Below are 23925 nucleotides of genomic sequence, written 5' to 3' on the forward strand. Positions count from 1 at the left end.
GCCATGCAGGCCCTCCCCCGTCCACATTCGCGTCCCTTCACGAAACGAGGTTGAGCATGTTCTGGATGGCTGGCTACTTCGGCGACCGCTCCTTGTCCCGCACCCCGCGAGGGGCACGCCGGATCGCTGCCCGAGGGACATCGATCGTCTGGGCCGTGGACGAACTCAGTGGCGCTCCTGCACCGCAGTACCGGTTGGTCACGGGAGACGTGAGTGACCTGATACTCATCGGCACCGCCTCGGTTGTTGAGTCGGACCTCGCGGCCGTTGCCAAAGGCGCTGTCCCTGACGACGTGACTTGGCGGTGGCCCGGCGCCTACACCGTGATCGAGGAGACCGAGACGCACCTCTCGATCTGGTCCGACCTGGCAACCGCCGTCCCGATCTACACCTGCCACGCCGACGAGGGCCTTTACTGGGCAACCTCAGCGCGCTGCCTCGCCGGGTTGACCGGCCAGGGCGAGCACTCTCTCGACATCGAGCGGATCGCCGGCGAGCTCCATGCGCCAGGAACGCCGAGACTCTTCGGGGATCGCACATACTTCGACGGCGTACACGTCGTCCTTCCCGGTCACCGCTACACGTTCGGCCGCAACGGAGCGGCGTGGCGCAGCCGCACGTGGGTGGCGGGAGAACGACATGGCTCCGCACCGAGCGGGCCGACTGGTCTTCGTGGCGAACTCACTGCCGCGGTCCAGACGCGGGTCAACGATGCGACCGCCCCGAGCGCCGACCTCTCCGGTGGCCTTGACTCAACCGCGCTCACGCTTCTCGCCGCGGGGGCCCTGGTCCCGAGCGGGCGGAGAATCTCGGCATTCACGGTCCACGAACCCTCTGCCTACGCTCCCGGGGCGCCCATGGGCGACCTAGCTCACGCGCTGCGGGCTGCCGAGCATCCGGGCGTCGAACACCATCTGCTCGCTCTCGGCGGTGCTCATCTCCCCTACGGCCATCTTGACGGCCTGCCAGTGACTGATGAGCCCGCACCGTCGGCCAGGGCCTACGCCAGGTTCGTGTTCCAGCTCGATGCGATGCAGGAGCGCACCGCCACCGACTGCCACCTGACCGGCGACGGTGGCGACACGGTGTTGATGACGTCGGTCGCGTGGATCGCGGACGCGATTGCTCATCATCGGTTCGCCGCCGCAGCAGCTGAAGCCCGCCGACTCGCCAGGCTGCGGCGTACGGCTCCGGCAGAGATTCTCCGCGCGGCCACAGACCTTCTCCGCCACACCCCGGCACAGGGGCTGGCCGCAAGTGCAGCGTGGTGGCACTCCGGTCACGCGACCAAGTCCGAGCGTGCCGCGGCCAGTGCATGGCTGACAGTCGCGGCACCGCCGCCGTGGGTGACCAGGCACGCCGGTCTCTGTGCGGCGTCGCTGGCGAACGCGGCCCCTGCGCTACCGCACGCCCGTGGTGCGCTTACGGCGCACGCAATCGTCCACGACGCGGTAGAGGTCGGCAGGACAGCTCACTCCGACGGCCAACTGGCCGCCCATCATGGCGTGCCCCTGCACAACCCGTTCGTCGACTCCCGCGTCCTGGCCGTTGTGCTGAGCGTGCCAGTCGCCGCGATGCCCCGCCCGAGCGAGTACAAGCCGCAGATCCGGGAAGCACTAGCGAACGTCTACCCGCCTGGCCTGGCAGCCAGGACCACCAAGGGCAACTTCGCATCGGACTACTTCGCGGGGCTACGGACGAACCTGTCCGCTCTGCTCGACCTCGCCGACGGACGTCTGAGCGACCTCGGGCTCGTCTACACGGACGCGCTACGGGCCTCGATCCGTGCAGGCGCAGCCGGGGCCACCGGGGCGGCCGTCTGCATGCCACAGCTCGACGCCGCACTCAGCCTAGAGAGCTGGCTGCGCGCGCTGGAGCGGACCGAGATCGTCAGGTGGGAACGGCAAGCGATCCCAGCTGAGGTGAGCTCATGACGACCACGACCATTCCGTCTCGCGGCCCGGACCTGTACGCCTGCCGCTTCAGCGACACCACCCTCGTGGTCGACTACCGCACCGGTCTGGTCCGCCTGTTCTGCACAGAACGCGAGAGGGAACAGGTCGGTGCTGGGTCGCCCGACCCTGACGATCTCCTCACAGATCGCCTCCGCGAAGCGCTCGGGCGGCGCAGCAGTGACACCCTGTTCGTGCGTGTCGTACCTGGCGACCCTGCCGCGCTTTCGTTCGGGGCCGACGAAAGCGAGGCCGGCCTCCCGGCGGTCGAGGGCGTCTACCCGACGCCTGTGGAAGTCGTCGCCTCGGCGACAGCCCTCGCGGCCGTCCTCCTCCTCAAGGCACTCGGACACCGGGCGCAGACGATGCGGCGCCTGACCACTCTTCTCAGCGGCGTCGGCCTCCTCCCCCTCCCCGCTGCGACCCTCAGCGAAGCCGAACGAAGTGTTCTTAACATCAGGCGGATGGGACGCTGGTTCCCTGGGCGTGTCGCATGCCTGGAAGAGTCGGTCGCGACCACAGTGGCTCTGGCGCTTCTCGGCCGATCGGTCACGTGGTGTCACGGTGGCGCCTCCGACCCCGTCAGGCTCCACGCCTGGGTGCAGGTGCGATCCTGCGGCACCGGCGTCGCGGCTGCCGAACCCGAATCCACCAGCCGCTACACGATCCTGCGCACAATCCCCGAACACCTCGACCACCCAAGGAGCGCGACATGACCAACTCAAACATGTGGTTGACCCACGACGGAGTCGGGCTCGGACCGCTCCGCGCCGACCTGGCCGAGGCCTACTGGAGGTGGGAGTCAAGCCTGCGAGTCATGGCCGGATACGGCAGGCTCGGCGCCGAGACATTGTCGGAGCGTACAGCCGGCTTGGACTCGCAACTGCGTCACTCTGACTCCCAGGCGCGATTCACCATCTACCATGAGACAGACGGCGGAGAGTGGGACCCGGTGGGCAGCTCATCTCTGGCGCTGGACCACCGCTACGGCACCGCCGAGTTCTTCATCTACCTCGGCGAGGAGACCGCCCGCGGCCGCGGAATCGGCACCACTGCAACCACGCTGGTGCTCGACTGGGCATTCCACCTCGCCCAGCTCCGGTCCGTCTATCTGTCCGTGATTGCCGAGAACACGGCAGGGGTCCGCGCGTACGAGAAGGCCGGCTTCAAGGTCATCGGCACACGACGACGATCTGCGTGGTGGCTCGGCCGGCCCGCCGACGAGATCCTCATGGACGCCGTGCCAGAGGACTACGCCGGTCCCCGCCTCGTAGAAGCTGCTGTGCTCGGCGACCGCCTCTAACGATCGACGTCACGGTCCAGACGCCACCACGAGTGCGAGACTGGGGATGTGTCCACCAAACCAGCCCCGCACGTACTCGTCCTCTTCGGCGCGACAGGTGACCTGGCCGCGCGGAAACTGTTCCCTGGGCTGTACCGGCTCGCGCTGGCGAAGCGGCTTCCGGATCAGCTCGCGATCATCGGGAGCGGGCGGCGCTCGCCGGGGACCGATGAGGATTTCCGGAGCCACGTGCACCAGGCGCTGAAGGAGTTCGTCGGGGAGGTCGACGAGACGGTGGCCGGGCCGCTGCTGGAGCGGATCCGGTTCGTACCCTCCTCCGCCGAGGACGGCACAGAGCTGGCCGAGGCGGTGCACGAGGCCGAGGATCGGCTGGCGCTGGCGAGCGGGCAGACGGTGGGCGACGTACAGCGGCTGCTCTATCTCTCCGTGCCGCCGCAGGCGGTGGAGCCGATGGTCGGGATGCTGGCCCGTGAGGGGCTGAACGCGCGCAGCCGGCTGGTCGCGGAGAAGCCGTTCGGGACCGACCTCGCCTCGGCGCGCGAGCTCGACGCGGTGCTCAGCGAGGCCTTCGACGAGAAGCAGATCTTCCGGATCGACCACTTCATCGGGAAGGAGGCGGTGCAGAACCTGCTGGCGCTGCGCTTCGCCAACGGCCTCTTCGAGCCCGCCTGGAACCGGCACAGCATCGAGTCGGTGCAGATCGACGTACCGGAGAAGCTCACCGTCACAGGGCGCGGCAGCTTCTACGAGGGCACGGGCTGCCTGCGCGACATGGTCACCACTCACCTGTGTCAGCTGCTCGGGTTCGTGGCGATGGAGGACCCGCACGCCTTCCGCGAGGGCGCGATCCGGGCGGCGAAGGCCGCCGCCTTCGCGGCCGTGCGGCCGCTGGACCCCGAGCGCGTGGTCTTCGGGCAGTACGACGGCTATCGCGAGGAGCCCGACGTCGAAGCCGACTCCGACGTGGAGACGTACGTCGCCATCGAGGCGTGGATCGACAACGACCGCTGGCGAGGGGTGCCGTTCTACCTGCGCACCGGCAAGGCCCTCGCCGCCGGGCGTCGGACGATCACGATCCGGTTCATCGACCCGCGTCACCGGTGGCTGCAGGCGGCGGATCCTGGTGCGACCGAGCCCAACGAGCTGGTGATCGAGCTCAGCGACGACGCCCGGATCGAGATCGAGGTCCGGGCCAAGCGGCCCGGCCCCGGCATGGCGTTGACCGATGCCGTCTTCCGCCTCGATCTCGCCGGCGACGCGCCGGACTCCGGGCCGCTGGAGGCCTACGAGCGGCTCATCCTCGACGTCATGAACGGCGACCGGACCCTGTTCACCAGTGCCCGCGAGGTGGAACGGCTGTGGGAGATCTGCCAGCCGGTGCTCGAGCATCGGCCCGCCGTGGAGGGCTACCCGCAGGGATCCTGGGGCCCGGAGTCGGCGCTCGAGCTGCCGATCGGCGGCTGGCGGCTGGGCCGGACGTCACGGGACCATCCAGCCGAGCACCGGGGTCGACTGTAGGGCGACCAGGACGCACATGAAGGCCAGCATGGCGATGCTCCAGCCGAAGACCTTGCGGAAGATCTCGCCCTCCTTGCCGGCCATGCCGACCGCCGCGGCCGCGATGGCGAGGTTCTGCGGGCTGACCATCTTGCCGAGCACGCCACCGGACGAGTTCGAGGCGGCCATCAGCACCGGATCGAGCCCCGCCTCCTTCGCGGTGGTCACCTGCAGGAGCCCGAAGAGGGCGTTGGACGAGGTGTCCGAGCCGGTCACGGCCACACCGAGCCAGCCGAGGATCGGCGAGAGGATGGCGAAGGCGCTGCCTGCGCCGGCCAGCCAGGCACCGATCGAGCCGGTCTGACCGGAGAAGTTCATGACGTACGCCAGGCCGAGCACGGCCATCACGGTGACGATGGCCGGAGCCAGCTGCCGATAGGTCGCGCCGTACGTCCTGGCGACCGCGTCCGGCCGGATCCGGAGGCAGATTGCGGTGAGGATGCCCGAGATCAGGAGCATCGTGCCAGCGGCTGGGAACCAGTCGAACTTGAAGCCACCCTGGGCACCGGCGACGTCGTCGAGGCCCGGGAAAATCACCGTCGGGGTGTAGTCGGTCCCGGAGAGGGTGAACGGCCGGTGGGCCAGCGCGTCCTTGATCGCAGGGATGCTGACGATCACGAAGATCACCACGATGATCATGTACGGCAGGAAGGCCTTGAAGACCTCTCTGCTGCTGTCTCGCACCTCGCTGTCGCCCGACGGGGCACCGGGCACGGAGCCGGACCCAGAACCGGCAGAGGTTGCCGCAGCGGCCCCGACCAGCGACTCGGCATAGACCTTCTCCCGCGGCTGCCACACCCGCAGCAGGCCGACGACGACCAGGACGGAGAAGAGTGAGGCGATGATGTCGGCCAGCGGCACCGAGATGTAGTTCGAGGCCACGAACTGGGCGATGCCGAAGCCGATGCCGCAGAGCAGCGCCGGGATCCAGGTCTGCCGCAGGCCACGCCTGCCGTCGACCACGAAGACCAGGATGAGCGGCACGAGGACCGCCAGGACCGGGGTCTGGCGGCCCACCATCGCCCCCAGCGTCTCGACGCTGAAGCCGGTCTGGTCCGAGAGCGCGTTGATGGGCGAGGCCATCGCGCCGTACGCCACCGGGGCGGTGTTGGCGATCAGTGCGACCGCAGCGGCCTTGATCGGCTTGAAACCCATCGCCATCAGCATGACCACGGTGATCGCGACGGGCGTACCGAACCCGGCCAGCGCCTCGAGCAGCGCGCCGAAGCAGAAGGCGATGATCAGCGCCTGGATCCGCTGGTCGTCGCTGATCTTGCTGAACGCCCGGCGCAGCACGTCGAAGTGGCCGGTGTGCACGGTGAGGTTGTAGACGAAGACCGCATTGATGACGATCCACATGATGGGGAAGAAGCCCGAGAACAACGCGCCCTGGGCAGCGGACAGGATGGCGTCGTCGGCCGGCATCTCGAAGAGAGCGACGGCGACGACGAGGGCGACGACCAGCGAGATGATGCCGGCTCGCCAGGCCTTCATCCTGAGCCCGCCGAGAAGGACGAACATGGTGATCAGTGGCAGGGCGCCGCACAGGGCGCTGAGGACTAACGATCCGCCGACCTGGTCGGCTACTGGCTCAAACATGGCGACTCCGAGGGTCGAGTGTGGGAGATGAGAGTCAGATGGTGCGGGTGCGCAGCCCTTCGGGTGAGGAGCCGCTGATCGAGGCGTCGAGCACCTCGACGAGATGGGCCATGCCGAGCTGATGTCCCTGCGCGGTGATCGCCGAGGCGACCTGGAGCAGACAGCCCGGGTTGGCGGTGACGAGCACCTCGGCGCCGGTGGCGACGATGTTGCGCGCCTTGCGCTCGCCCAGCTCGCGGGCGGGCTCGGGGTTGAGGATGTTGTAGATGCCGGCCGAGCCGCAGCAGATCTCGCCCTCGGCGATCTCGCGCAGCTCGATGCCGGGGATGCCTCTCAGCAGCGCCCGCGGCTGGATGCGTACGCCCTGGGCGTGGGCGAGGTGGCAGGCATCGTGGTAGGCGATGGTGAGGTCGAGCGGGTGACGTTCGGCGACCGGGCCGAGCTCGTCGAGGATCTCGGCGATGTCACGGACCCTGCCCTCGAACGCCGCGGCCTTGGCGGCGTACGCGGGATCGTCGGCGAGCAGCCGGGCGTAGTCCTTCAGCGTCGAGCCGCAGCCGGCGGCGTTGATGACGATCTGCTCGACGCCGGCGTCCTCGAACGCGTCGATGATCCGGCGTGCGTACGCCTGGGCCTCCCGCTCACGGCCGTTGTGCACCGAGAGCGCGCCACAGCAGCCCTGGTCGGGCGGGATGACCACGTCGCAGCCCTCGGCGGCGAGCACCCTGGCCGTGGCGGCGTTGACGCCCGGGAAGAACGCGCCCTGTACGCAGCCGGTGAGCATGCCGACCACCGCACGCCGCTCTCCCACCGCCGGCACGAGCTCGGGCAGCGGCTCGGCGGAGGTGATGGTCGGGGTGAGCCGTTCCATCGCGGCCAGGTGCGGCGCCATCCGGTCGAGCAGGCCGGTCCGGCGCAGGCGACGGTCCAGGCCGGTGCGCTGCAGCAGCCGGAGCGGGCCGCGCACCGCCCGGAGCCGCCTGGGGTGCGGGAAGATCGCGAAGATCAGGTTGCGCAGCGCCTTCTCCTGGGGCGTACGCACGTGGTTGCGCTCGACCTGGGCGCGGGTCTGCTCGATGAGGGTGTCGTAGCGGACGCCCGAGGGGCAGGCGGTCACACACGACATGCAGCCCAGGCAGTTGTCCCAGTGCTGCACCATCGAGTCCGACATCGGATCGCCCTCGAGGCCCTCCTTCATCAGGTAGAGCCGCCCGCGTGGGGAGTCCATCTCCTCGCCCCACAGCAGGTAGGTGGGGCAGGTCGGCAGGCAGAACCCGCAGTGCACGCAGTCGTCGAGCAGATTTTGGTCGGGTGGGTGCTGCTCGTCGAAGGCGCCCAGGTTCCGGATGTCGATGTCCGTCATCAGATTCCTCCTACGAAGCGGCCCGGGCTGAGCCGGTGGTCGGGGTCGAACTCGTCCTTGACCCGGCGCATCAGGTCCAGGGCCGGGACCGGTCCCCACAGGTCCAGCTGCCGCTTGATCTCACCGGGAGCGTCGAGGACCACGGCACTGCCGCCGTGGCGTCCGGTCGTCTCGCGCAGCCTCGCGAGCGTCGCCTGGAGCTCGGTGATGTCCCGGTCGGCCGGGACGGCGACGTAAGCGACGCCGACGCCGGCCGAGCCCCGCAGTCCGAGATCGCCCGCGGCCCGGATGACGTCGGCGAGGCCGGAGAGCCGGAAGGTCACCTTGATCCCGAGGTGCGTGTCCGCGGTGTCGTCCCAGGGGTAGCGGCCCCAGCCGACCGGCGGCTCCTCGCTGGTCTCGGCGCCTGGGAGCAGCTCGGTCAGGACGGCCGTACGTCCCGCCACGCCCTCCGGGCGTCCCTCGACCAAGACGTCGACCCGCACCCCGCCGGCGGTGGCGTCCACCTCCAGAGCCGAGGGCACCGTCTGGGAGTGCAGGACCGCCTGGGTGAGCTCGGCGGCGTGCGCGGAGTCGCGCGCGGCGACGCTCACCCAGCGGCGGGTCTGTGGGACCGGATGGAGCCGGAAGGTCGCCTCGGTGACCACCGCGAGCGTGCCGTAGGAGCCGACCAGGAGCTTGCCGACGTCGTAGCCGGCGACGTTCTTGACGACCTTGCCCCCGGCCTTGGCGACCACCCCGTCGGCGCGGACCATCGTCACGCCGATGAGCAGGTCGCGCATGGTGCCGGCGAGCATCCGCAGCGGGCCGCTGGTGTTGGTCGCCAGGGCACCGCCGACGGTCGCCCCGGGGACCGTCTCGTCGAGGGCGAGGCGCTGGTCGGCCGCGGCGACGTGCTCCTTCAGCCGGGCCAGCGGCGTCCCGGCCCCTGCAGTGGCGATCAGGTCACCGGAGGCGTGCTCGCTCACCCGGTCGAGCGCGGAGAGGTCGAGCAGGATGTCGGCCGATGTGGGTGGGTTGCCCCAGCTCAGCTTGGTGCCGGCTCCGGTCGGGACCACGGACTCCCCCGCGGCCGCCGCCGCGCGCATGACCTCGGCGACCTCGGCGGTGCTCGTCGGGTGCTCGATCCGACCCGGCGCGACCCCGGAGATGGTGATGTCGGACATCAGAAGACCTCCGCCACGCCGGCCTCCTGGAGCGGATGCGCACCCTGCCGCCGGCCCGGACGCTCACCGCACAGCCGCGGCGTCGGGAAGATCTTGCCCGGGTTGGAGATCCGGTCCGGGTCGAAGGCGCACCGGACCAGCTGCATCGTGTCGAGGTCGTCGGCGGCATACATCTTCGGCATGTGGGCCGCCTTGTCGGCACCGACCCCGTGCTCGCCGGTGATGGAGCCGCCGTGCTGCAGGCACAGGTCGAGGATCCCGCGGCTGACCTCCTCGGCGGCATCGCCGGCCCCGGGCACGGCGTCGTCGAAGAGCACCAGCGGATGCAGGTTGCCGTCGCCGGCGTGGAAGACGTTGGCGACGCGTACGCCGGAGCGCTCGGAGAGCTCGGTGATCGCCCGCAGCACCTCCGGCAGCGCGGTCCGCGGGATCACGCCGTCCTGCACGATGTAGTCGGGGCTGATCCGGCCGACGGCGGCGAAGGCCGACTTGCGGCCCTTCCAGATCAGGAACCGCTCCTCGGGGGTCTTCGCGGTGCGGATCTCGAACGCACCGGTCTCCTCGCAGAACCGGACCACGTCGGCGTACTCCGCGTCCACCTCGGCGGCCGGGCCGTCCAGCTCGATGACCAGCACCGCGCCCGCGCCGTCGGGATAGTTGCAGTGCACCGCGGCCTCGGCCGCCTCGATCGCGAGCGCGTCCATCATCTCGATCGCCGCCGGTACGATGCCGGCCGCGATGATCGCGGACACCGCAGCGCCGGCGCGGTCGGTGGAGTCGAAGCCCACCAGCAGGGTGACCACCTTCTCCGGCAGCCGCACCAGCCGCACCGTCACCTCGGTGACGATCCCGAGCGTGCCCTCCGACCCGACGACGGCACCGAGCAGGTCGTAGCCGGGGCTGTCGGGAGCGTCACCGCCGAGACGTACGCGGTCACCGCCGGCGGTCACGAACTCGGCGCCGAGCACGTGGTTGGTGGTGAAGCCGTACTTGAGGCAGTGGGCACCGCCGGAGTTCTCCGCGACGTTGCCACCGATCGAGCAGATCTGCTGGCTCGAGGGGTCCGGCGCGTAGTAGTAGCCCTCCGGCGTCGCCGCGCGGGTCACGTCGAGGTTGATGACGCCGGGCTCGACCACCGCGCGCTGGTCCTCTCGCCGGACCTCCTTGATGGCCCGCAGTCGCGAGGTGACCACCAGTACGCCCTCGGCATGGGGCAGGCTGCCGCCCGAGAGCCCCGTGCCGGAGCCGCGGGCGACGTACGGGATCTGCTGCTCGGCACAGCACCGCACGATCTCGGCCAACTGCTCGGCGGTCTCCGGGATCACGACGAGCGCGGGAGTCACCCGGTAGTGGGCCAGCCCGTCGCACTCGTACGTCCGCAGCCGGGCGGGGTCGGTGATCACGCCGTCATCGGGGAGGAGCGCTCGTGCCGTCGCGGTCAGTCTCTGCAGCGGTGTCATGGCAGGTTCATCCGCTTCTCCAGGATTTCGTATCGTGGAAGCTTCCTTCTACCCAATGGAAGGCTAGAGGATGAAGGGTGTCGGGGCAATGGGTTCGTGTGACTCCGGTCACCAATTTCCTCGGCGGAGGCCACCCCCTACGATGAGCACGATGTCGATGACCAGCCCACCCAGCGCCCGCCGCCTCCTGCTCGTCGTCGACGCACCGTCACTGCTGCACCGCAACCATCACGCCCGGGCGCACACCCGCATGATCGACCGTGCCGGCCGGCCCGCCTGGGCGCTGCACGGCATGCTGCGGCAGATCCTCGACTCGATCGACGCCTTCGCTCCTGATGCGGTGCTCTTCGGCCTCGACGACCGCACCGCGTCCGTACGCCGCGACGCCTATCCCGACTACAAGGCCGGGCGCGCCGAGAAGGACCCGCTGCTGGTCGAGCAGCTCGAGCGGGCCGGGGCGATGCTCGATGCCCTCGGTCTCGCGACCCTCACTCCCCCGGGCCTCGAGGCCGACGACGTCAACGCCTCCGGTGCCGCGTGGGCCGGCCGCAACGGGTGGGACTGCGTCGTGATCACCTCCGACCGTGACGCGTTCGCGCTGATCAGCTCGCACACCAAGGTGCTGCGGCTGATCAACGGTGGGATCAACGGCTCTCCTCTGCTCAACCCCGCCCGCCTCTATGCGATGTACGGCGTCCCGGCCTCCCGCTATCTCGAGTTCGCGGCCCTGCGTGGCGACGCGAGCGACAACCTGCCGGGCGTGAGCGGCATCGGTGAGAAGACCGCGGCGGCCTTGCTCGACCAGGTGGGCCCGATGGAGGGCGTCTGGTCCGACATCTGTGACAACCACGGGCAGAAGGTGACCGAGGTCCTCGACGCGTGGGCCGCCGACACCGGCGTACGCCGCATCGCCCCGCGTGTCGTCCGCGCCCTCTCCGCGCCCGGCGCCCGGGAGCGCTACGACTTCAACCTGCGGATGATGTCGTGCCACGAGGACCTCGACCTCCGCCTCACCCCCGACATCCCCGGCACCCCCGGCCTCCTCCCCCTCGACATCGACCGGGTCACCCGCGTCGTCGGCTTCCTCGGTGTCGAGGCGACCACCGCGGTGGCGCAGCGGGTGCTGAGCACCAATCCCGCCTCGACGGTCTCCTAGCTCCCTAGATCCGAGGTCGCCGTGGCCTCACCCGCCGGCACCATCGGGTTTCCAGCTGGATGGCCGGCCTGCGTACCCGATTTGAGCGAGTGCGTTCGCTGAGGCCAGGTACGTCCCGCCTGCCCCCGGGTAGAACGAGCCCGTGACCGTAACGGACGCCAACTTGCCTTGGACCAGCCCGGAGTGGAGAGAGCGCAACGACTCCGTCTGGCAACGGACGCTGCGGCTACAGCAGTCGTGGTGGCGGCAGGCCCGAACGGGACTGCCTGCCGGGCCTTCGACCGGCGGCACCAGACTCGTCTCGTCGATGCTTCCGGTCGGCACCGAGTGGAACCCCAATCTGATGACGCCGGCGGCGGTCGCCGCAGCACGGCGGGCGAGACACGATCTCGAGACCGAGCGGAGACCGGGGATCATCCAGCTCGACCGTCTTCACCGGAACCTCCTCTCCTCCCAGCCCCTGTGCTTCAACCTCTTCGGGCATCTCTCCGCCGAACCGTCGACGCTCTTGGCGTGGGTTCGCACGTTCCATCACGACGCGGAGAGCGTCGATGACGTACAGCTCGAGTGGGCACCGCGCACCGGGAACACCGGAGGCTCCGCGTTCGACGCCTTCGTCACCTACACGCGCAGCGGCGGCGCGCGGGGATTCCTCGGGATCGAGTGCAAGTACGCCGAGAATCTCACCAAGGCACAGCCCAGACCGGCACCTGACAAGTTCAAGGTCGAGACAGTCAACGGCCCGTGGCACGAGGGAGCGGAGACGCGCCTGGACCGGCCCAGCCTTCGCCAGTTCTGGTACAACCAGCTTCTCACTCAGCGAGTCTTGTCCGCCGGGGACGTCACCAGCGGGATCGGCGTGGTCGTCGCCTGCCACGACGACAACCCCGCTCGCAAAGTCGTCGAAGCCATCCGTGCTGAGCTGGACGACCCGGACTCGCTCCGCTTCTCGTCGATCAACGACGTGGTCGACGCCGTCCCCGGCCACGAGCGCTGGCGCCGAGCCTTCACCGAGCGCTACCTGACGTACGACCAGGTTCCTGCGCGGCTCGTTGCGGCACAGAAGGGGCTCGGCGCGACGTGACCGGCAGCCACCGGTTCGATCTCTCCTACGAGCGGTCCCTCAGTAACCGGCGGTGCCGGAGAGGGCGCGGTCGAGGTCGGTCATCAGGTCCTCGGGGTTCTCGAGGCCGATCGAGAGGCGTACGAGGTTGGCCGACGGCTTGGCGTGGGCCGCGACGGGGCGGTGGGTGAGGCCGGCGGGGTGCTGGACGAGGGAGTCGACGCCGCCGAGGGAGACGGCGTGGGTGAAGAGCTGGACCGAGGAGGTGAGGCAGGCGGCGGCTTCGTACCCGCCGCGCAGCGCGATCGCGATCATGGCGCCCGGGCCGGTCATCTGCTTCCCGAGGAGGCCACGATCATCATCGCGACCCGGGAAGTAGACGTGCTCGACATCCCGGTGCGACTCGAGCCACGCGGCGATCTCGACGGCGGCGGCCTGCTGGGCGCGGATGCGGGTCGGCAGGGTGGCGAGGCCGCGGTGGAGGAGGTAGGCGCCGAGGGGGTGCAGGACGCCGCCGGTGACCGCACGGACCTGGCGAAGAAGCACCGCGGTCTCCTCGGCGCAGGCGATCACGCCACCGACGACGTCGCCGTGGCCGCCGATGTACTTGGTGGCGCTGTGCAGCGACATCGCCGCGCCCAGCTCCAGCGGGTTCTGCAGGACCGGGGTGGCGAAGGTGTTGTCCACGAGCACCGGTACGTCACCGGCAGCCGCGACGACGGAGGCGATGTCGACGAGGTCGAGTGTCGGGTTGGCCGGGGTCTCCAGCACCACCAGCGCAGTATCAGCGCGCACGGAGGCGGCGACCTCGTCCTCGGCGCAGAAGGTGGCCTCCACCCCGAGCAGACCGGAGGCCAGCAGGTGATCGGTGCCGCCGTACAGCGGCCGGACGGCGACGACGTGCCGCTTGCCGCTGAAGGACGTGCTCGCGATGATCGCTGCCGTCATGGCCGCCATGCCCGAGGCGTACGCGACCGACGTCTCGGCCTGCTCGAGCTGCGCCAGCGCCGACTCGAACCGCGCCACGGTCGGGTTCCACAGCCGTTGGTAGACGGCCCCGCCGTCCGGGAGAGGATGACCGCCGGTCGCCATCGCCTCGTAGGACGCACCGCCACGCTCGATGTCGGGGAGCGGATTCGTCGAGGACAGGTCCAGCGGCAGGGCGTGGACGCCGAGCATCGCCAGGTCGTCCCGTCCGGCGTGGACGGCGAGGGAGTCGAGGTGGGGGTTCGCAATCGGCATGAAGCGATGCTGGCGGGAACCACAAGATCAAGCCAGATTGATTGCCGAAGATCCCAAGGAGACCCTGATACTGACATCTTCGAGCAACTCGGCCCCAGACCCAGGTAGGAACCGTTGGCGAAAGAACAAACCTCCGCAACCACCCTCGACTCCGTCGATCGCCGCATCCTGAGGGAGCTCGGCACCAATCCCGAGCTCACCAACAAGGCCCTCGCCTCGCGTCTCGGCCTCGCCGAGTCGACCTGTGCCTACCGGCTGCGCGCCCTGCGCGACAACGGCGTCATCACCGGCCGCCGCCTCGACGTCGACGTCCGTTCCCTCGGCTATCCGTTGCAGGCCGTGATCAAGGTGCGGCTAGGGAGCCACAGCCAGGAGCACGTCGAGAAGCTCTATGACGACCTGACCGCGACCCACGGCGTGATCCAGGCCTTCCATCTCGCCGGCGCGGACGACTTCCACCTCCACGTCGCCGTCGAGGACGCCGAGGCCCTACGCGACTTCGTGCTGCAGCACGTGACCGTCCACCGGGTCGTACGCCAGACCGAGACGCAGCTCGTCTTCGAGCTCCGCGAGGGGCCGGGCGTGCTGCCCCGCGACCCCGCGTAGCGGCGCCGTCAGTCGTCCTCCATCCGGAAGCCGACCTTCAGCCCGACCTGGAAGTGCTGGATGCCGTCGTCGTCGACGTGTCCGCGGATCTGGGTGACCTCGAACCAGTCCAGGTGACGAAGCGTCTTGCCTGCTCGGCCGACGCCGTTGCGGATCGCCTGCTCGAGTCCTTCGTCCGAGGTCCCGACGATCTCGGTGACGCGGTAGGTGTGTGAAGCCATGGTCTCGCCCCTTCTCTCGATGCTCGCTCTACCCACCATGGGCGCGACATCGAGACCGTGCAAGAGCGACCTCCCGGGAAACACCGTTGTCGAACACCGATGTTCGAGTTAGTATCTCGTACATCCGTGTTCAACTTGTGCCCTCGAGGAGGAGCGCCATGACTTCAGACACCAACGAAACCGTCGACCAGTCCGCCGATCCACGCCGATGGCGGCTGCTCGGGCTGCTGGGACTGGCGCAGTTCATGCTCATCCTCGACGTCACCGTCGTGGCGATCGCGCTGCCGCACATGGGCGCCGACCTCGGGCTGGGGCGCGATGCGCTGACCTGGGTGGTGAGTGCGTACACGCTCGCCTTCGGCGGGTTGATGCTGCTCGGCGGCCGGGCTGCCGACCTGTTCGGCCCGAAGCCCGTGGTGCTCGCGGGCCTCACGACGTTCACGGTGGCCTCGCTGGCCACTGGCCTCGCCACCAGCGCGGAGCTGGCGATCGGCGGGAGGGTCGCGCAGGGGGTCGGGGCGGCGATGCTCTCCCCCGCCGCCCTCTCGATCGTGGTCCGGCTCTTCGACGGCGAGGAGCGCAACCGCGCGCTCGGGATCTGGTCGGCGCTGGGGGCCGGAGGGGCGGCGATCGGCGTGCTTCTGGGCGGCGCTCTGACCGCCGGGCCGGGTTGGGAATGGGTCTTCCTGATCAACGTGCCCGTCGGCATCGTCGTGGCGGCCCTCCTGGCCCGACTGCTCCCGCCGCTGCCCGCCTGGGGAGGCGACGTACGTCTCGACCTCGTCGGTGCACTGATCGTCACCGCCTCCACCGGGCTGCTGATCCTCGGCTTCATCGAGGCCGGCGACGAGGGCTGGACCTCGAGCCGCACCCTTGCCCTCATCGGTGCCGGGATCATCGGATACGCCGTCCTGGCCGGCTGGCTGCGACGTACGCAGCACCCGCTGATCGATCCGGCGCTGGTCACGCGGCGACCGGTCCTGTCCGGCACGTTCGTGCTGTTCGTCGCGACCGGGCTGATGGTGGCGGTCTTCTTCCTCGGCACGTTCTACCTGCAGGGCGCGGCCGGGCACGGGCCGCTCGCGACCGGGCTGCTGTTCCTGCCCGTCGCCGCCGCGACCATGGTCGGCGCGCAGCTGGCCGGCAGGCTCATCGGCCGCCTCGGTGCTCGCGCCCTCGGCGTCGCCGGGCTGCTCATCGCCGCGGCCGGGCTGGTCGTACCCGCGATCAGCATGAGCACGGCGTCCACCGTGGTCGCGGTCAGCGTCGGCTCCGCCGGCCTCGGCGTCCTCTTCGTGGTCGCGGCCGCGACGGCCCTGAGCCAGGTCGAGCCGCAGCTCGCGGGCGTGGCCTCCGGGATCCTGAGCACCTTCCACGAGCTCGGCGCCTCGCTCGGCGCCGCGGTGATGTCCGGCGTCGCCGCGGCCAGCCTCGTCGAAGGCACCACCGACGGCTTCGAGAGGGCCTACCTGGTCGCGACCGTCATCGCCGCGCTCGCCGCCGTCCTCGCCGGGGCGCTGATCCCCGGACCCACACCCACCACGACCCGCCAGGAGACCGCGTCATGACGAAGGCCCCGAGATCACCCAGGCTCACCTTCACGCTCCACTACCTCCAGATGATCATCGCGATGCTCGTCGGGATGATGGTGCTCTACCCGCTCTGGATGCTCGCCGCCGCCAGCCAGCCGGCGGACGCCTGGCTGCACCGCACCGACGTCGAGTCGCTGGTCATGGCCACCACGATGGTGATCCCGATGGCCGCCTGGATGCGCTTCCGCGGCCACGCCTGGAGGCCGGTCGTGGAGATGTCGGCCGCGATGTACGCAGGCTTCGTGGTCCTCTTCCCGTTCCTGTGGCTCGGGGCCATCGACGCCGACGGCCTGATGCTGCTCGGCCACGTACTCATGCTGCTCCTCATGCTCGCCGCGATGCTCGCGCGCCCCGGCGAATACTCCGGCGGCCATGCGCACCACGCCCGCACCGCCACCGACCAGGAGCCGGCATGACACCCACCCGACCCGACGTCGTCGTACGCGAGGCCACCCCGGAGGACGCGGAGACCGTGCTGATGCTCGTCAAGGAGATCGCCGCCCACCAGGCCCAGTCCGACTCGGTCACCGTGACCGCCGAGCAGTGGGCCGGCTATCTCGGGCGCCCGGACATCACCGTGCTGCTCGCCGAGATCGACCGAGAGCCGGCCGGCTACGTCTCGTCCGTACGCCGCCTGCACCTGTGGTCGGGCAGCGACATCGTCGCCCTCGACGACCTCTACGTCCGCCCCGGTCATCGCGACGCCGGCGTCGGCCGGCTGCTCATGACGGAGCTGGCGAGACGCTCGGTCGGCCTGACGATCACCTGGGGCGTACAACCCGACAACGACGCCGCGATCCGGTTCTACCGACGCCTCGGCGCCGCCGTCCGCGCGAAGGTGATGTGTGCGTGGAGCAGAGCCGCGCAACCTATACAATGATGTTCAACATCTCGTGGGAGGTTCAGGCAGTGACGACCCTCAAGCGCGCCGACGCACGCAAGAACATCGAGTCGATCATGGACGCGGCCACCGCCTGCCTCGCCCGCGATCCCGACGTCAGCGTCGCCGACATCGCCAAGGCAGCCGGCGTCGGCCGGGTCACTCTCTACGGCCACTTCGAGTCCCGAGCCATCCTCGTGACCCAGGTCGTCGAACGCGCGATCCAGCAGTCCGACGAGGCCCTCGGAGCGGTGGATCTCGACGGCGATCCCCGTGCCGCGCTCAGCCGGCTCCTCGAGGCTTCGTGGCGCCTGACCCAGCAGTACGGCGCGCTGATCGTCGCCGCCGAGCAGAGCATGCCCCACGAGCAGTTCCAGGCGGTCCACCTCGGGCTGATCGACCGCTGGAAACCGCTCATGGAGCGCGGTCGCGGCGACGGCAGCTTCCGCGACGACCAGCCGCTGCAGTGGCAGCTGACCCTGCTCCAGAGCGTCCTCCACGCGGCCTCGGGCGCCGTCTACCGGGGCGAGATCAAGGCAGCCGACGCGGCCACACTCATCGACGGCACCCTTCAGGCCGCCCTCACCCCTCCCGGCTGACCCGCTCACTCCGGAAGGTTGCCGACCGCCGCGCGCTCACCGCCGAAGTAGCTGGCCAGCAGCGAGTCGGCATTGCGGGCACCTCGTCTCTCCAGCCGGGCCCGGCCCTTAGCGGTCCGGCCGAGGACCCGATACCTGACCAGGTTCAGCGGCACCACGTAGGCGTGCGCCCACGGCGGCCTCGTCGGCAGGCCGAGCTCGCGCATCGAAGTGACCCCGAGGAAGACGGTCAGCATCGAGAGGAGCCGCTCCGTCTCGTACCAGCCACGCACCCGCTGCAAGGGAGCCGGCCAGCCCGGATAGCTGCGATCGCGCTGGACCTCGACCGCCGCCTGCGCCAGCTGCGGACCGGCCCCGGAGATCTCCGCCTGCGAGAGCAGCACGTGATAGTTGATCCGGTGCCGCTCCCACTCGTCGTCGACGAGGAAGTCCTCCTCGACGCCCATCAGCCAGCCGACGTACTTCCACAGATGCATCAGCGCCCGGGCGTCCCGCCTGGAGACCGGCACTCCCAGTGCCCGGCACCCGATGATGAGTACGCCGTCGAACAGGCCCAGCGTGGCCGCCTGGTCGGCCTGGTTGATCGGCAGGCCCCATCTGCCGGTGTCCCACCGCTGCTCGAACCCGGCGTTGACCAGCGCATGCATGGCCCGTACGTGGACGGTGAGCCGCCACGCCTCACCCGAGCTCGAGCCCGGCTCCGGCGGCCGCAGCCCACCAGGCGTACGCAGGCTCACCGCCCAGTGCTGGGTCTCCCCCAGGCGCCGCCGGGTGGTGCTGCCGGTCAGGCCGCCGGTGGCCACGAGCAGGTCCGGCGGGCCACCGAACCGGTAGCCACTGATGAGGGAGAGCTGCAGCAGCACGTCGGCCGCGTTCTGGCCGAGTCGCGCGAACACACGGCCGCCCTCGTCGACGAGGTCCCACTCGACCCAGTCCGGTGTGGCCTCGACCTGGGCGAAGAGCTCGGCGAGCGCCGGGGGCGGGGAATCCACCGCCGCGACACCGTGCTCCAGAGCAGTACGCAGCTGGGTCATCGTGACCTTGCCCGGAGTCCCGGCTCGCATCCGGATCGCCTCCGCCAGGTCCGCCCCGGCGTCGTCACGCTCGCCGAACGCCCGCCCGATCCGCTCCATCAGGTCCTCGTCGACCTCGTCGATGCGGCCCAGGAGGCGCAACGGCCGGCCGAGACGGCGGCCGCGCGCCTCGCCTTCGCGAAAACGTGTCGGGAATCCGGTGGGTTGGGTGCCCTGCTGCGCGAGTGTGGTCATACCTCCAGCGTGATGCGAGCAGGAGCTCGCTTTCAATTCGCGTTCTGCCTAACGTAGAGGCATGCGCAAGACACCCACCCAGGCCCGTTCGAAGGCGACCGTCGAGCGCATCCTGGAGGCCGGGCGCCAGGTGCTGGTCGACGACGGCTACGAGACGTTCTCGACCAATCGCGTCGCGGCCGCCGCCGGCATCAGTCCGGGTTCGCTCTACCAGTACTTCTCCGACAAGGCCTCGATCCTCGACATCGTGATCAGCCGCTACTGGGACGACGTCTCCGAGCGCACCGCCTCTGCCCTGGCGCTGCAGACGACCAGCACCGGCATACCGGCGATCCGGTCGGTCGCCGACGCACTGCTCGCGGGGCTGGAGCAGGATCCGACCCTCCTGCGCGTCCTGATCGAAGAGCTCCCCGCCTCACGCAACCGAGATCGCCACGCGGCCCTCGTCACCCGCGTACGTGACCTGACGGCCGCCTATCTGCACGCCGGATCGGTCGCGAGGACCCGCCCGGACCCGCAGCTCACCGCGTGGGTGCTGGTGGTGGCGATGGAGAACATCGCGCTGCGCTGGGTGCTCGACCGGCCGCCCTACCCGCGCGAGGCCGTGCTGGAGGAGATGGTCGCGCTCACCGCGGGCTACCTTGGCCACGCCGCTGGATCAGGCGAGGCCATCCGGGACGCGGGGTCGTCATGATCCTTCGGCCACGGTCTGCTCGAGGATCACGAAACGGTTCCCGTCGGGGTCGTCGAAGGTGAACATCGGCGGTACGCCCGGCCAGAGCAGCAGCTCGCCGACGCTCACCCCGCGGGAGCTGAGCGCGTCGCGCTCGGCGGCCGCGTCGGGGACGTTGAACCGGATCCCCGTCTCGATGACCTCCCCTGCCGGGCGGTCGCCCGCGACGAGGGCGAGGGAGACGTCGGCCCCGGCCGGCGCGACCTCGATCCAGCGGGTCGGACCGTCGACGTCGAGTCGTACGACGAAGCCCAGGGTGTCGCGGTAGAAGGCGATGGCGTTGTCCTGGTCGGCGGTGGTGATGCCGACGGTGCGGATATCGGTGATGGTGCTCATCAGGGTTCCTCTCGGTCGATGACGTCGATGCAGGATCAGCTGGGGCCGTACATCTGCGAGCCCGGGGTGGTCAGGGTCTCCCCCGTCTCCAGCCAGGTCTTGAGGCCGGACAGGATCATGGGCCAGCCGCCGTAGAGCTCCGGAGGCGCGTCGCCGCGCAGCTGGTCGTGGGTGACGGTGAGGCGGCAGGAGTCGCCGACCGGCTCGATCTCCCAGGTCACCCGCGTGGTGCCCTGCTCCTCGGCAGCTTCGGACCAGAGCGTGCGTATCGACTGCACGAGTCGTGCCGGCGGCTCCACGACGATGTTCTCGCCCTCCGCGAGCGGGCCGTCGGCGCCCGGGTGCACCATCGTGAAGGCGGATCCCGGGGTCCAGTCGGAGTGCACCCCGGCGCCGAAGTGATACTTCGCGCGGATCTGCGGATCGGTGATCGCCGCCCACAGTCGCTCCGGTGTGGTGCGGACGTAGATCTCGAAGACTTTCTCCATCGTGCGCTCCAGGTCTCGTTTCAGCTCGGCGAGGCCACTCGCCCAGGTCTCGGTGTACTTCGTCACCCAGCGGTCATGGATCTCGCGGATGGGTACGACGTTGAGGAAGTGATGCTTCTCGCGCCCCCGGCGCGCGACGACCACCAGGCCGGCGTCCTCGAGGATCGCCAGATGCTTGGCCACCGCCGGGCGGGTCATGGCATGGCGGCTGACCAGCGAGGAGAGCGTCTGCCCGTCCTCCTGCAGCAGTGCGTCGAGCAGCGCCCGCCGAGTCGGGTCACCAAGGGCTCGAAACACCTGTTCCACACGGCCACAATAGGAAACCATTTGGTTTCATGTCAAGGGACGGAAACGGGCCGTTCGCGACCCCGGGCGACAGCGCCTAGGACTCCTCCGGCTTGTAGAGGGCCGTCATCTTCCCCTGCGGGTCCAGGCGGGCGAGCAGCGCGTCGCCGACCTTGGTGAGCTCGCGAACCTGCTCGGCGCTCAGCCCGTCGAGCACGTTGCCGCGTACGTTCGCGACATGGCCGGGCGCGGCAGCGACCACGACCTCCCAGCCGGCATCGGTGAGGCGGGCGTTCGTGGCGCGCGCGTCCTCTGGGCACGGGAACCGCTCGACCAGGCCTCGCTCCTCGAGCCGCCGCACCACATGGGACAGGCGCGCCAGGGTCGCGTTGGTGCGGTGGGCCAGAGCCGTCATCCGCAGCGTCCGGTCCTCCGCCTCGGACAGCATGGCCAGGACGAAGTACTCGAAGTGGCTCAGGCCGGCATCACGGCGCAGCTGGGAGTCGAGCACCCCCGGCAGCAGCTCCACGATCGCGATCAGGCGCAGCCAGGCCGCCATCTCGTCCTCATCCAGCCAGACATCATCCACAGGCCCATTCTAGCCCGGCTGCTTGTCACTACAACCAAAAACTTGACGCTACAACCTTTTCGTGAGAGTTTTGTTGTAGCAACAACCTTTCATTCGAGGAGAATCCGACATGACAGACATCTCGATCATCGGCACCGGCAACATGGGCCAGGCCATCGCGGCACTCGCCGGCCGCGGCGGACACTCGGTCCAGCTGCTCGGCAAGGCAGACGCCGCCACCCCCGCGAGCGGCGATGTCGTCGTGCTCGCCGTCCCCTACCCCGCGCTGAGCGAGATCGTGTCGCAGCGCGGCGCCGACCTCGCCGGCAAGATCGTCGTCGACATCACCAACCCGGTGAACTTCGAGACCTTCGACTCCCTCACCGTCCCCGCCGACAGCTCCGCCGCCGCGGAGATCGCCGCAGCGCTGCCCGACTCGCGCGTGCTGAAGGCGTTCAACACCACCTTCGCCGCGACCCTGGCCGCCGGCACGGTCGGTGACCTGACCACCGCCGTCCAGATCGCCGGCGACGACGCCGACGCCAAGGCGACACTGGCCGAGGTCGTCACCTCCGCCGGCCTGCGTTCCATCGATGCCGGCGCGCTCAAGCGGGCTCGCGAGCTCGAGGCGCTCGGCTTCCTGCAGATCTCCCTGGCCGCGGCCGAGCAGGTCTCCTGGACCGGCGGCTTCGGCGTCGTCGCCTGATCGCTCTCACCCGAGGAGTCCCACGATGACCGTCAGCCCGGTACGTCTCAACCACGCCGTCCTGTTCGTCTCCGACCTCGAACGCAGCATCGCGTTCTACGAGGCGGCCTTCGGCATGACGGTCATGGCGCGCGAGCCGCGTGCCAACGCCGCCTTCCTGCGGCTTCCCCTGTCCGGCAACCACCACGACCTCGGCCTGTTCGGGGTCGGGCCGCAACCGCCGCGGCCGCACGGCTCCCTCGGCCTCTACCACCTCGCCTGGCAGGTCGACACGATCGACGAGCTCGAGCAGGCCCGGATGACGCTGGCCGAGCTCGGGGCCTTCACCGGGGAGTCCAGCCACGGCGCCACCAAGAGCGTCTACGGTGCGGACCCCGACGGCAACGAGTTCGAGGTGATGTGGATGCTGCCGCGAGCCGACTGGGGCGAGTTCGAGAACGCCGCCCCGGTCGACCGGCTCGACCTGGCCAAGGACGTCGCCCGCTGGAGCGGGGTCCGTACGGCCGCCGAGCTGAACCGGCCGGAGGAGCGATGAGCACCCCGATCCACACCCCGGTCCACACCGCGAGCCACGGCAGCATCGACCCCGATGCTCCCCTGGTGGTGCTGCTCCACGGCCGCGGGTCGCACGAGCACGAGATCATCGAGCTCGCCAAGCATCTTCCCGCTGGTCCGGCCTATGTGGCCGTACGCGCCCCGATCGCCGAGGGCGGCGGGTATGCCTGGTTCGCCAACCGCGGGATCGGCCGCCCCGTCGCCGAGTCCTTGACAGAGACCATGGGCTGGTTCCGGGAGTGGCTCGACGGTGTCGCGCCGGAGGGTCGTCCGGTCGTCCTCGTCGGGTTCAGCGGCGGCGCCGCGTTCGCCGGCGGGCTGGCACTTCAGGAGCCTGGCCGGTTTGCCGGCGTCGCCGTCCTGTACGGCACGCTTCCCTTCGACGCCGGCGTCCCTGTCGAGGCCGGCCGGCTCGCCGACCTGCCGGTCCTGGTCGCCCAGGGCGAGGCCGACCAGGTCATCCCGCGCGAGCTGCTGGACCGCACCTGGCGCTATCTGCTCGAGGAGTCGGGCGCCCCGACGGTGGCGCACCGGGACCCCGGCGGCCATGGCATCACCGCGGCCGCGCTCGACGAGCTCGCTTCCTGGGTCGCCACCCACGTACGCCCCAGCTGAACGCCCCCTGCACACCACGAGAAGGAACACATGAAACTCGGACGATCTCTCCCCGCTCCCGCCCTCGACCTGGGTCTGCTCGCCGCCCGGCTTCTCGTCGGGACCGTCCTCATCGCCCATGGCTGGCAGAAGTTCGCCACCTACACGCTCGACGGGACCGCGCAGTCCTTCGAGGCGATGGGTGTCCCGGTCGCTCAGGCGGCCGCGACCTTCGCCGCGCTCGTGGAGCTCGCCGGCGGCGTGCTGCTCGTGCTGGGTCTGCTGACGCCGGTGGCCGCCGCCCTGGTCCTCATCGACATGATCGGCGCCTTCTGGTTCGCCCACCGTGGATCCGGCGTGTTCGTCGACCAGGGCGGCTGGGAGCTGGTCGCGGTCGTCGCGGCTATCGCGATCGCCCTGGCCGCAGCAGGTCCGGGCCGCGTCAGCATCGACCGCGCCATCGGCTCGAGGGCCCGGGCCGAGGTCTGAGGGTCACTCGTCGACCACCTCCGCCGTGGCCCCCCCCCCCCCCCCCCGCCCCCCCCCGGGGGCCCCGCCGGGACACGGACCGGGGGGGGTGTCCGAGACCACCCGGGCGGGCGGGGGGGCGCGCGCCACCACCAGCGGTTAGAA

The 23925-nt window shown here is 70.0% G+C and carries 26 protein-coding genes; 16 read left to right on the forward strand and 10 right to left on the reverse strand.

Annotated features, from left to right (window positions below; genetic code table 11):
- Positions 1 to 65 precede the first annotated feature (65 nt).
- Genes ACFU7D_RS17005 through zwf form a run of 4 tightly spaced genes read left to right on the forward strand, consistent with a single transcriptional unit; the run spans position 66 to position 4773 of the window.
- Positions 66 to 1934 carry an albusnodin/ikarugamycin family macrolactam cyclase gene (locus ACFU7D_RS17005; RefSeq protein ID WP_378869076.1) on the forward strand — a complete coding sequence of 623 codons (1869 nt, stop codon included), beginning with the start codon at positions 66 to 68 and terminating at the stop codon, positions 1932 to 1934.
- Positions 1931 to 2668, forward strand: a complete 738-nt coding sequence (locus ACFU7D_RS17010; RefSeq protein ID WP_378724206.1) for a lasso peptide biosynthesis B2 protein — start codon at positions 1931 to 1933, stop codon at positions 2666 to 2668. Before ACFU7D_RS17005 ends, ACFU7D_RS17010 begins: the two co-directional genes overlap by 4 nt.
- Before the next feature lie 11 nt (positions 2669 to 2679).
- On the forward strand, positions 2680 to 3255 hold the full coding sequence (locus tag ACFU7D_RS17015; RefSeq protein WP_378869140.1) for a GNAT family N-acetyltransferase: 576 nt from the start codon (positions 2680 to 2682) through the stop codon (positions 3253 to 3255).
- Positions 3256 to 3303: 48 nt separating this feature from the next.
- Positions 3304 to 4773: a glucose-6-phosphate dehydrogenase gene (gene zwf, locus ACFU7D_RS17020; RefSeq protein ID WP_378869080.1), complete on the forward strand. Its 1470-nt coding sequence runs from the start codon at positions 3304 to 3306 to the stop codon at positions 4771 to 4773.
- On the opposite strand, the gene ACFU7D_RS17025 is transcribed toward zwf, so the two are convergent.
- The 4 genes from ACFU7D_RS17025 to ACFU7D_RS17040 are packed head-to-tail and all read right to left on the reverse strand — an operon-like array spanning position 4735 to position 10400.
- Entirely contained in the window at positions 4735 to 6411 is a 1677-nt protein-coding gene (locus tag ACFU7D_RS17025) for an L-lactate permease (protein ID WP_378869082.1), read from the reverse strand. The genes zwf and ACFU7D_RS17025 overlap by 39 nt on opposite strands.
- 34 nt (positions 6412 to 6445) lie before the next feature.
- The gene (locus ACFU7D_RS17030; protein ID WP_378869085.1) at positions 6446 to 7774 is read right to left on the reverse strand and encodes a (Fe-S)-binding protein; all 1329 of its coding nucleotides are present in this window, start codon (positions 7772 to 7774) and stop codon (positions 6446 to 6448) included.
- Positions 7774 to 8940 (reverse strand): FAD-binding oxidoreductase, encoded by a 1167-nt coding sequence (locus tag ACFU7D_RS17035; protein ID WP_378869088.1) that lies wholly within the window; start codon positions 8938 to 8940, stop codon positions 7774 to 7776. Before ACFU7D_RS17035 ends, ACFU7D_RS17030 begins: the two co-directional genes overlap by 1 nt.
- Positions 8940 to 10400 carry an FAD-linked oxidase C-terminal domain-containing protein gene (locus ACFU7D_RS17040; protein ID WP_378869091.1) on the reverse strand — a complete coding sequence of 487 codons (1461 nt, stop codon included), beginning with the start codon at positions 10398 to 10400 and terminating at the stop codon, positions 8940 to 8942. The genes ACFU7D_RS17035 and ACFU7D_RS17040 overlap by 1 nt, the downstream gene beginning before the upstream one ends.
- Before the next feature lie 151 nt (positions 10401 to 10551).
- Between ACFU7D_RS17040 and ACFU7D_RS17045 the strand changes: the two genes are divergently transcribed.
- Positions 10552 to 11556 carry a 5'-3' exonuclease H3TH domain-containing protein gene (locus ACFU7D_RS17045; protein ID WP_378869094.1) on the forward strand — a complete coding sequence of 335 codons (1005 nt, stop codon included), beginning with the start codon at positions 10552 to 10554 and terminating at the stop codon, positions 11554 to 11556.
- Positions 11557 to 11698: 142 nt separating this feature from the next.
- Positions 11699 to 12640, forward strand: a complete 942-nt coding sequence (locus ACFU7D_RS17050) for a PGN_0703 family putative restriction endonuclease (RefSeq protein ID WP_378869097.1) — start codon at positions 11699 to 11701, stop codon at positions 12638 to 12640.
- A gap of 39 nt (positions 12641 to 12679) precedes the next feature.
- Here the strand turns inward: ACFU7D_RS17050 and ACFU7D_RS17055 are convergent, their stop codons facing one another.
- On the reverse strand, positions 12680 to 13861 hold the full coding sequence (locus ACFU7D_RS17055; RefSeq protein WP_378869100.1) for a trans-sulfuration enzyme family protein: 1182 nt from the start codon (positions 13859 to 13861) through the stop codon (positions 12680 to 12682).
- A 114-nt stretch (positions 13862 to 13975) separates the two neighbouring features.
- Here ACFU7D_RS17055 and ACFU7D_RS17060 point away from each other — a divergent pair, with 114 nt between their 5' ends.
- Positions 13976 to 14467: an Lrp/AsnC family transcriptional regulator gene (locus ACFU7D_RS17060; RefSeq protein WP_378869104.1), complete on the forward strand. Its 492-nt coding sequence runs from the start codon at positions 13976 to 13978 to the stop codon at positions 14465 to 14467.
- 8 nt (positions 14468 to 14475) lie between these two features.
- Here the strand turns inward: ACFU7D_RS17060 and ACFU7D_RS17065 are convergent, their stop codons facing one another.
- A complete protein-coding gene (locus tag ACFU7D_RS17065) occupies positions 14476 to 14688 on the reverse strand; it encodes a dodecin (protein WP_378724186.1) in 213 nt (70 codons plus the stop codon).
- Between the two features lie 158 nt (positions 14689 to 14846).
- Between ACFU7D_RS17065 and ACFU7D_RS17070 the strand changes: the two genes are divergently transcribed.
- Genes ACFU7D_RS17070 through ACFU7D_RS17085 form a run of 4 tightly spaced genes read left to right on the forward strand, consistent with a single transcriptional unit; the run spans position 14847 to position 17759 of the window.
- The gene (locus ACFU7D_RS17070; protein ID WP_378869108.1) at positions 14847 to 16256 is read left to right on the forward strand and encodes an MFS transporter; all 1410 of its coding nucleotides are present in this window, start codon (positions 14847 to 14849) and stop codon (positions 16254 to 16256) included.
- Positions 16253 to 16696, forward strand: a complete 444-nt coding sequence (locus ACFU7D_RS17075) for a hypothetical protein (protein ID WP_378869111.1) — start codon at positions 16253 to 16255, stop codon at positions 16694 to 16696. The genes ACFU7D_RS17070 and ACFU7D_RS17075 overlap by 4 nt, the downstream gene beginning before the upstream one ends.
- Positions 16693 to 17160 carry a GNAT family N-acetyltransferase gene (locus ACFU7D_RS17080; RefSeq protein ID WP_378869114.1) on the forward strand — a complete coding sequence of 156 codons (468 nt, stop codon included), beginning with the start codon at positions 16693 to 16695 and terminating at the stop codon, positions 17158 to 17160. Before ACFU7D_RS17075 ends, ACFU7D_RS17080 begins: the two co-directional genes overlap by 4 nt.
- A 29-nt stretch (positions 17161 to 17189) precedes the next feature.
- Positions 17190 to 17759: a TetR/AcrR family transcriptional regulator gene (locus ACFU7D_RS17085; protein WP_378869117.1), complete on the forward strand. Its 570-nt coding sequence runs from the start codon at positions 17190 to 17192 to the stop codon at positions 17757 to 17759.
- A 5-nt stretch (positions 17760 to 17764) separates the two neighbouring features.
- Here the strand turns inward: ACFU7D_RS17085 and ACFU7D_RS17090 are convergent, their stop codons facing one another.
- The gene (locus tag ACFU7D_RS17090) at positions 17765 to 19027 is read right to left on the reverse strand and encodes an oxygenase MpaB family protein (RefSeq protein ID WP_378869119.1); all 1263 of its coding nucleotides are present in this window, start codon (positions 19025 to 19027) and stop codon (positions 17765 to 17767) included.
- 61 nt (positions 19028 to 19088) lie between these two features.
- On the opposite strand from ACFU7D_RS17090, the gene ACFU7D_RS17095 reads away from it, so the two are divergent.
- Positions 19089 to 19721, forward strand: a complete 633-nt coding sequence (locus ACFU7D_RS17095; RefSeq protein WP_378869121.1) for a TetR/AcrR family transcriptional regulator — start codon at positions 19089 to 19091, stop codon at positions 19719 to 19721.
- Here ACFU7D_RS17095 and ACFU7D_RS17100 read toward each other — a convergent pair.
- The 3 genes from ACFU7D_RS17100 to ACFU7D_RS17110 form a co-directional block, all read right to left on the reverse strand.
- The gene (locus ACFU7D_RS17100; RefSeq protein WP_378869124.1) at positions 19716 to 20096 is read right to left on the reverse strand and encodes a VOC family protein; all 381 of its coding nucleotides are present in this window, start codon (positions 20094 to 20096) and stop codon (positions 19716 to 19718) included. The genes ACFU7D_RS17095 and ACFU7D_RS17100 overlap by 6 nt on opposite strands.
- Positions 20097 to 20131: 35 nt before the next feature.
- Positions 20132 to 20890, reverse strand: coding sequence for an ArsR/SmtB family transcription factor (locus tag ACFU7D_RS17105; protein WP_378869126.1), 759 nt, complete (start codon positions 20888 to 20890; stop codon positions 20132 to 20134).
- 76 nt (positions 20891 to 20966) lie between these two features.
- A complete protein-coding gene (locus ACFU7D_RS17110; protein ID WP_378869129.1) occupies positions 20967 to 21458 on the reverse strand; it encodes a MarR family winged helix-turn-helix transcriptional regulator in 492 nt (163 codons plus the stop codon).
- A gap of 109 nt (positions 21459 to 21567) precedes the next feature.
- On the opposite strand from ACFU7D_RS17110, the gene ACFU7D_RS17115 reads away from it, so the two are divergent.
- The 4 genes from ACFU7D_RS17115 to ACFU7D_RS17130 are packed head-to-tail and all read left to right on the forward strand — an operon-like array spanning position 21568 to position 23781.
- A complete protein-coding gene (locus ACFU7D_RS17115; protein ID WP_378869131.1) occupies positions 21568 to 22143 on the forward strand; it encodes an NADPH-dependent F420 reductase in 576 nt (191 codons plus the stop codon).
- 25 nt (positions 22144 to 22168) lie between these two features.
- Complete coding sequence (locus tag ACFU7D_RS17120) at positions 22169 to 22678, forward strand: VOC family protein (protein ID WP_378869134.1); 510 nt, start codon at positions 22169 to 22171, stop codon at positions 22676 to 22678.
- Positions 22675 to 23313, forward strand: coding sequence for an alpha/beta hydrolase (locus ACFU7D_RS17125; RefSeq protein WP_378869136.1), 639 nt, complete (start codon positions 22675 to 22677; stop codon positions 23311 to 23313). Before ACFU7D_RS17120 ends, ACFU7D_RS17125 begins: the two co-directional genes overlap by 4 nt.
- Positions 23314 to 23343: 30 nt before the next feature.
- On the forward strand, positions 23344 to 23781 hold the full coding sequence (locus tag ACFU7D_RS17130) for a DoxX family protein (RefSeq protein ID WP_378869138.1): 438 nt from the start codon (positions 23344 to 23346) through the stop codon (positions 23779 to 23781).
- Positions 23782 to 23925: the final 144 nt, after the last annotated feature.

It is taken from the genome of Nocardioides sp. NPDC057577, from assembly GCF_042801335.1.
In the GTDB taxonomy this organism is placed as follows: Bacteria; Actinomycetota; Actinomycetes; order Propionibacteriales; family Nocardioidaceae; genus Nocardioides.